Origin of the sequence: uncultured Azohydromonas sp., from assembly GCF_937926365.1 — a bacterium.
Lineage (GTDB): Bacteria > Pseudomonadota > Gammaproteobacteria > Burkholderiales > Burkholderiaceae_C > Azohydromonas.
This window is the reverse complement of sequence record NZ_CALAOH010000200.1, coordinates 1-7,465: the sequence shown is the minus strand read 5'-3', so window position 1 is coordinate 7,465 and position 7,465 is coordinate 1. Positions and strand designations below refer to the sequence as shown.

Sequence of the window (7,465 nt, the reverse complement as noted above, 5' to 3'; positions counted from 1 at the left end):
CCGCTACCCGCGCCGCCCGTGCCGAAGCCACCCAGCGCCGAGCCGCCCGTGCCCGCGCCGCCGGCGCCGCCCGCGCCGCCCGTGGACGAGCCGTTGTTGGTGGCGTAGTTGCCGATGTTCGAAACCGTCAGGCCCGTGACGGTGCCGGTGAGCGCGGTGGTGGCCACCGCGTTGCTGGTGTTGAAGGCGTTGCTCAGGTTCGACGTCGCCGTGCCGCCGTTGAGCGCCGATGCGGCGCCCACGGCCGACGCGGTCGCCGTGCCGCTGTTGCTGCGCGTCGAGCTGGCGGACTGCGTCACCGTGGAGCCCCCGCGGGTCGTGCCCGTCGTGGTCGAGGGATCGTCGGCGAAAGCGGAAGTGCCAAAGACCATACCCAGGGCCGCAGCCAGAATTGTTTTCCTCATCGGATCACTCCTTGAACGATCTCAAGCCGAAGCGGCCCGACCCCATTGCCGCGCCGCCTCTGCCGGCAGGATGGCAATTCGATACATGCTCGACAAATGCTCAAGGTGTAACTATCGCTTCTGACTTTTCTGGGTGCGTCGGCCACCGAAGCAGGGCCTTGAAAGGCCGGAGAGCATCCTGGTTGTCACAGCAATGAAACGCCTTACGCCGGACCGTTCTAGCGCCGACAGCGGATCTCAGTGCTGAAGTAGCGGGCGCATCGAGTTTGGAGGGAAGTCATGTAGCGTCACACCAGCGTGACACCTGCAACGATGTAAGTGACCGCAGACGCGCGTGGAATGGCTGGAACGTCTCGACTTGCGAGCAGGCGTGACACTCGTTTGCGGGATATGTCGTGATCGGTGCAGGAGGGCGGTGGCCGCATGAGGGCGTGCCCGGCGCGACCGTTTCGCTCGCGCAAGCGCGGGCACGGGCCGCTGGGCGGCCCGTGATCGTGCAGGGAGGGCATGCCGGCGGCTGGGCCGGCGCGGGCTTCAGCTCAGCCGCGGATGCCGTGCTTGGCCATGAGGCGGTACAGCGTCATGCGCGAGATGCCCAGCTCCCGTGCCGCCTGCGTCACGTTGTGGCCCGCGCGCTGCAGGCTCATGCAGATGGCGTTGCGCTCGGCCGAGGTGCGAGCCGTGTCCAGCGCCTCGCTCGGGTCGGCGGCCTGCGTGGCGCCGAGGCCGAGGTCCTCGGGCCGGATCAGCCGTCCTTCGGCCATCACCACGGCACGGCGCACGCGGTTGTTGAGCTCGCGCACGTTGCCGGGCCAGGCATGGGCCTGCATGCAGGCCAGCGCGGCGCGGCTGAAGCCTTGCAGCCGCGCCCGGCGCTCATGCGCGTACAGCGCATAGAAATGTTGCGCCAGCAGCGTGATGTCCTCCCGCCGCTCGCGCAGCGGCGGGGCCTGCAGGGGCAGCACGCTCAGGCGGTAGTAGAGGTCCTTGCGAAAGCGGCCCTCGCGCACCGCCTGCTCCAGGTTCAGGTGCGTGGCGGCGATCACGCGCACGTCCACGGGCGTGCCCTGGGTCGAGCCCATCCGGTGGATGAGGCCTTCCTGCAGCAGGCGCAGCAGGCTCGCCTGCAGCTCGCCGGGCAGGTCGCCGATCTCGTCGAAGAAGACGGTGCCGCCGTTGGCCGCCTCCACGTTGCCGCGATGGTCCTGCCCGGCACCGGGGAAGGCGCCCTGGACATGGCCGAACAGCTCCGAGCGCAGCAGCGGGCCCTGGCTCGCGCCGCAGTTGACCACCACGAAGGGGCCGCTGCCGCGCGGCGAAGCGCGATGTATGGCCTGGGCCGCGAGCTCCTTGCCCGTGCCGCTCTCGCCCTGGATCAGCACGGGTGCGTCCACATCGGCCACGCGGGCGATCTGCGCCAGCAGCCGGCGGGTGGCGGCACTGTTGCCGATGATCACGCCGGCGCCGGGTTGAACGTCCCGGCTCGGCATGCCCTGCCGCAGCGCCGCCTGGCCGTAGGCATGGCCCAGCGTGACCAGCAGGCGCGGGAAGTCCACCGGCAGGTGGTGATGGTCGAAGACGCATCCAAGCACGACGTCGAGGCAGGCCGGCTGTTTCAGCGCTTCCTTGCGCAACAGCGCCACCCACACCAGGCGGCTGTTGGCGAGCAGGAACTCGCCGGCATGCCGCCACGCGGCGGCATCGTCGCTGCGCAGCACGAGCAGCCCGACGAGGAAGCTCATGCTGTCCAGCAGGCGATGTGCGGTGCTGAAATCGGGCGCATCGAAGACCTGCCACCCCGCCTTGCCCAGTTCCTCCCGCAACGCTTCAGGGCCTTCGGCGCCGATGCACAGGAGGCGCCGCGGCCGGGGGGCCGGGTCCGTTCGATGGTTGCGTTCGCTGCGCTGCGGCTGGGGTGCCGGCGCGCGGGCCAGAGCGGCCTCCATGCCCGAGCCCATGCTCATGGGCAGCAATATGCCGGCGTCGTCCATGTCTCCTCCACTGCCTCTTCTGGTGCGCCAGCCCAGGTACAACCACTGCACTGCCTGACGATGGGAGGCGAAGGTAGTGCGTGGACGCTGTGAAAGCGAACGCGGGGATGGGGGATGTGAGACCAAAGCCACATCCAGTAACCAAGCAAGCGCCGCGATGCCTGGCAAGGCATCGAGCACCGCACGATGGCCACTGGAGCCTGTTCCGTCATGGGCGGCACACGCGGAAGTGCGCGTGGAGCATTTGTCGTGCCCGCAACCAGGGCGACTGCAGGACGACAAACGGTCACTCCTGGGTGGACCCGTGAATATCCCGGGCCTCTCGACCGGCGCGGTCGAGCATGCGGACCGGCCGCGCCAATGCGACGGCCCCCGGTCCGTGAGCCAGGCTCAATGTCGATGCTGCGTATGCGCGGACGCTTCCGGCGCCTTGGCCGGTACGGGCACCTGCAGCGCCAGCGAGCTTTCGCGTCCCTCGCCGTCGATGAAGCGCAGCGTCAGCGGCAGCGTGCTGCCTGCCGCGACGGGCTGGCGCAGGCCGGTGACCATCAGGTGATAGCCGCCCGGTGCCAGCTCCACGCCCTGGCCCGGCGGCAACTCCAACCCCTGCTCCAGCGCGCGCATGCGCATCACGTTGCCCTCCATCGCCATCTGGTGCACCTCGACGCTCTCGGCCAGCGGTGTGGAGCCGCCCACCAGCCGTATGCCGGCGCCCGCGGTGAGGCGGCCGTACACGCCGGTGCTGCGCTGTCCGGGCACGGTGGGCCTTGCCCAGGCCTCGCGCACGTCCACCGGCGCCACGCCCGCGGGCAGCACGTCCAGCCGCGCGGCGGGGAAGGCCACCGCGCCACCGCCGGCCGGAATCTCGGCCCAGTCGGCGCTGCCCTGGTCACAGCTTTGCAGCACCTTGAACCACAGCGTGCCGGGCTTGTCGGGCAGGCGCCCGCGCAGGTTGAAGGTGGTCCGCTCGTCCTTGGGCAGCGCGGCCTGGGCGCTGCCGGCCGTCCACGCCACCTCGCGCGCGCTGGCGTTGAGCGTCCACCCGGGCCGCGGCTGCGCGTCGATGAGCGTGAAACCATCGGGCAGCCGCACGCGGATGCCGGTGGTGGAGGCGGCGTCCTTGCAGGCATGGCCGACGCGGAACGCGGCCGGGTACGTGCTGCCCGCGGTGGCGCCGCCCGGCGGCAGCGTGACGTGGGCGCGGGCGCTGGCGGCGCAGAGCGGGGCCAGCGCGGCGATCAGGATGAGCTTGCGGTTGAAACGATGCATGGCGGTCTCCTTCACAGGTCGAACTTGAGCTCCAGCGAGTAGCTGCGCTGCGGGTACGGGTGGAAATTCCAGTACTGGTCGTTGTTGAGGTTGTCGATGCCCAAGGCCGCGCTCCACTGCTTGTCGAAGCGGTAGAGCACGCGCAGGTCCGCCACGGCGAAGCTGCTCACGCCCATGTAGCTGTGGCCGTTGACGTCGGCGTTGTTGAGCGTGCGGTACTGGCGGCCGCTGTAGCGCGCGCCCAGCGTGGTGGTCCAGTGCTCGTCCCAGCGGTAGGAGGCCAGCAGCGTGGCGCGCCAGCGCGGGATGTTGGGCTGCTGCTTCCCGATCGTGTCGCCGGGCGCGTTCACGAAGCCGGCGTTCTCCTTGATGGTGGAGTCCGCATACGTCAGGCTGGCCCACAGGTCCAGACCCTTGAGCAGCCAGCCGGTACTGTTGAACGCGGCTTCCAGCCCCTGGGTGGCGACGCGGCCGACGTTCTGCACGCGGTTGACGGTGGTGGTGCCGACGAGGGTGCGCTGGGTGTAGAGCGCGTCGCGCGTGTCCTCGGCGAAGAAGGTCAGCCGTGCCAAGGCATTCGCGCCCAGTTCCTGCTCGGCGCTGAGCTCGGCCGTCCACGACTTCTCGGGGCGCAGGTTCGGGTCGTTGATGAACTGCGAGTTGGTCGTGGAGGTGGCGCCGTAGAGCTCGTTGACGGTGGGGTAGCGCACCGCGCGTCCCAGCGAGGCCTTCAGCAGCGTGCGGGGCAGCCATTGCCAGGACAGCGCGGCCTTGGGCGAGGAGTCCGTCTCATGCCGCGCCGCATGGGGCGCAAGCGGCGGCGACACGGCCGCGATCTCGGTGAGCCCGTTGTCGGCGTCCCAGCGCTCAAGGCGCCCGCCCAGCACGGTCTTCCAGCGGTCGGAGAGCTGCCAGGTGTCCTGCGCCCACAGGCTGCGCAGTTGGGTGTCGCCCTGCACGTTGCTCACCAGCGCGCCGGCCGCGTCCGCGAGGTAGTTGCCTGCGATGCTGGAGCTGCGGTAGCGCAGCTGGTAGCGCTCCTGCTGGAGGCCGAAGTCCACGACGTGGCGGCCCTCGGCCCGCGGCGGGCGCCAGGTGAGCTTGAGCGCGAGCGTGTGCCAGCCCGTGCCGCTGCCGTCGGCCAGCGTGCCGGCGCCGCCGGTGAAGGCGCCAGGCAGCGGGTTGGTGGCCGCGTTCTGCCGCTTGTCGTCGCGGCCGTAGTCGTAGCGGCTGGCGGCCACTTCCCAGTCCCATTCGCCGCGCGTGCGGCTCTTGAGGGACAGGCCGTGCATGGTGTGCCGCAGCTTCTCGCGCGTGAGCGCGAAGTCGCTGGTGTAGGCCGGCAGCCCGCCGGCGTCGCGCAGGTAGGACTCGGTGTTGCCGTCAGCATCGTTGCGCCACCAACCAAAGACGTAGCTCGCGCGCACGGTCGGGCCGAGGTCGTAGGCCAGCTTGAGCTTCAGATGGTCCTGCACCGTGTGGTACTGCGTGCCGGCGCCCAGGATGAGCCAGGGTTGATTGGCGCTGTCGAGGCCCGGCACCGCGCCCGTGCCCGGCAGCGCGGTGCCCGCGGGACGGGTGACGAAGGTCAGCGGCTGCCCTTCGCTGTCGGTGCGGTTGACGTTGAGCCACCAGGCCCAGTCGCCGGCGCGGTCGCCCAGGCTGAGGCTGGCCTGCTTGGCGTGGTAGGTGGCGTGGGTGTCGTAGAGATCGAAGGGCTGCGCGACGTAGCCCACCTTGGCGTGGGCCTCGAACCTGGTGGGCATGCGCGTGACGTAGTCCACCACCGCGCCCGCCGAGTTGCCCGGGTAGGCGGCGGAGAAGGGCCCGTACATCACGTCCACGCGCTCGATCTCCTCGGGCGTGACCAGTCCCCAGCGCGGCGGGAAGGAGAGCCCGCCCACGCCGTTGCCCAGGAAGTTGGACAGCAGGATGCCGTCGGCATACACCGCCGAGCGCGCGCTGTTGCCGGTGCCCGAGGCGCGGCTGGAGAGGATGGCGTGGTTGTAGTCGCCGACGTAGCGCTTGCGCACGAGCAGGCTCGGGAAGTACTTGAGCGCGTCCTCGCTGTCGGTGGCGTTGACGCTGCGCTCGATGTCCTGGCGCGTCACGCCTTCCATGGTGGTGGGGATCTGCGTGGGCAGCGACGTCGGGCGCGAGCCGGTGACGGTGACCACGCCGAGCTGGCGGACGGGCGTGCCGTCGTCAGTGGTTGCTGCCGGTGCGGGGGCATCCATCGCCGGCGGGAAGGCGGAGGCTTCGCCCTGCGCCCAGGCGGCGCAGGACAGGGCGGCGCTCAGCAGCGTGAGCGCGCACGGAGGTTTCAGGAGGGGCATGAGGTCTTCCTGCGGGGACATGCAAGCCGCCGGCGCGCGCGGTGCGCGGGCCGGACGGCAACGGCGGATGTCAGTGCAGGAAGGCGGGCGGGCCGCGCGACAGCGGCGCGGTCCAGTCCAGCGAGGGTGCGGCGCCTTGCGGCGCGGCCTGCGGGACGTGGCGGTGGGTGATGAGCGGCAGGGCCGCGATGTGGGGCGGTGGTGCCGCGGCCCAGGCGCCCGGGCAGCAGCATTCGAGGCCGTGATGGTGCGGGGGCTGCCCGTCCTCGGCGGGCAGCGCGATGCGCCGATGGCCCTGCGCCGAGCACACCTCCACGCCCGCGGCTTGCGCCACCGCCACGCGCGGCATCCACAGGGCCTGCACCAGCAGCGCCAGCACCAGCGCCAGCAGCGCGGCAAGGCGCTGGGGAGAGCGAAGGCGGGCGGGAGGGGTCACGGAGGGAATTCTAGGAAGGCAATTGACGGCGGAATTGGGGCGGGCGCCCGGCACTGCTTTAGCTGCACGCACGCAGTTGTCCGAGGAGGTTGGGATTCTTATGCAGGACGAAGTACGGGCAGTGCGCTTCCTGGTTCGTCACTCCCGCGAAGGCGGGAGCCCAGGGGGCCCCCAAGCTACCGCCAGCAGATCGGGTTGAACACCGGGGCCGGGGTCTTGTGTTCGCGGCACCCTGGCTTCGAACTGGTGTGGGGCCGCCTGGATTCCCGCCTTCCACTCCTTGCGCGCCCCCTCCAGCCTCCACAAGCACCCGTGCCCCGGCGCCCGCGGCCACTCGCCCGGCAGCCGCGGCGGTTGCGCGTGCATCGCCACCCAGTGCCGCGCCAGCATCCAGCCGCCGTGCGTGACCAGCAGCGCCGCCACCCCGGCCGGCGGTGTCCAGTCCGCCGCGCGCGCCAGCACCTGCCGCAGCGACTCGCCCCCGCCCGGGCGCGCGGCGGCGAAGTCCGCGCACCACGCGTCCACCTCCTCGCGCGGGATGCGTTCCCAGCCCAGGCCGTCCCAGGCGCCGAAGTCCGCCTCCATCAGCGCCGCGTCGATGCGGTGCTCCCAGCCCCAGCGCCGCAGCCAGCGGCCCACGTCCGCGCAGCGCCGCAGCGGGGAGGTCCACACCACGCGCGGCAGCCCGTGGCGGCGCGCGGCCTGGCGAATGCGGTGCGCCAGCCGCTTGGCCCGGCGCGGGTCCACGCGCAGGTCCGTGCGGCCGATGCAGCGGCCCTGCGCGCCCTCGGCGCGCGGGTGGCGCCAGGCCCACACGGTGCCGGCGTCCGTTGCCGCCTCAACCATGTGCGGCTCCGCCGGTGTGAAGCACCGCCAGCCAAGCCAGCAGCGCCGCCAGCTCGCCGAACTGCTGCGCCGCGCCCAGCGTGTCGCCGGTGAAGCCGCCCAGGCGCCGGCGCAGCCAGCGCGCCATCCACAGCACCACCAGCCCCAGCGCCGCCAGCGCCCAGGGCAGGGCCGCCCGGGCCG

General features: G+C 71.5%; 6 protein-coding genes and 1 pseudogene. All 7 read right to left on the bottom strand.

Annotated elements, in window-relative coordinates:
• Nucleotides 1-404: pseudogene (locus Q0741_RS21270) on the bottom strand (hypothetical protein); the annotation flags it as partial.
• 539 nt (nucleotides 405-943) lie between these two features.
• On the bottom strand, nucleotides 944-2,395 hold the full coding sequence (locus tag Q0741_RS21265) for a sigma-54 dependent transcriptional regulator (RefSeq protein ID WP_298235189.1): 1,452 nt from the start codon (nucleotides 2,393-2,395) through the stop codon (nucleotides 944-946).
• Between the two features lie 390 nt (nucleotides 2,396-2,785).
• Nucleotides 2,786-3,664 (bottom strand): copper chaperone PCu(A)C, encoded by an 879-nt coding sequence (locus Q0741_RS21260; protein WP_298235188.1) that lies wholly within the window; start codon nucleotides 3,662-3,664, stop codon nucleotides 2,786-2,788.
• 11 nt (nucleotides 3,665-3,675) lie between these two features.
• A complete protein-coding gene (locus Q0741_RS21255; RefSeq protein WP_298235190.1) occupies nucleotides 3,676-5,901 on the bottom strand; it encodes a TonB-dependent receptor in 2,226 nt (741 codons plus the stop codon).
• A 169-nt stretch (nucleotides 5,902-6,070) separates the two neighbouring features.
• Nucleotides 6,071-6,436: a DUF2946 family protein gene (locus Q0741_RS21250; RefSeq protein ID WP_298235187.1), complete on the bottom strand. Its 366-nt coding sequence runs from the start codon at nucleotides 6,434-6,436 to the stop codon at nucleotides 6,071-6,073.
• Nucleotides 6,437-6,574: 138 nt separating this feature from the next.
• Nucleotides 6,575-7,282, bottom strand: coding sequence for a histidine phosphatase family protein (locus Q0741_RS21245; RefSeq protein ID WP_298235186.1), 708 nt, complete (start codon nucleotides 7,280-7,282; stop codon nucleotides 6,575-6,577).
• The coding region (locus Q0741_RS21240; RefSeq protein ID WP_298235185.1) for an adenosylcobinamide-GDP ribazoletransferase at nucleotides 7,275-7,465 on the bottom strand (191 nt) is incomplete at its 5' end. The genes Q0741_RS21245 and Q0741_RS21240, both read right to left, overlap by 8 nt.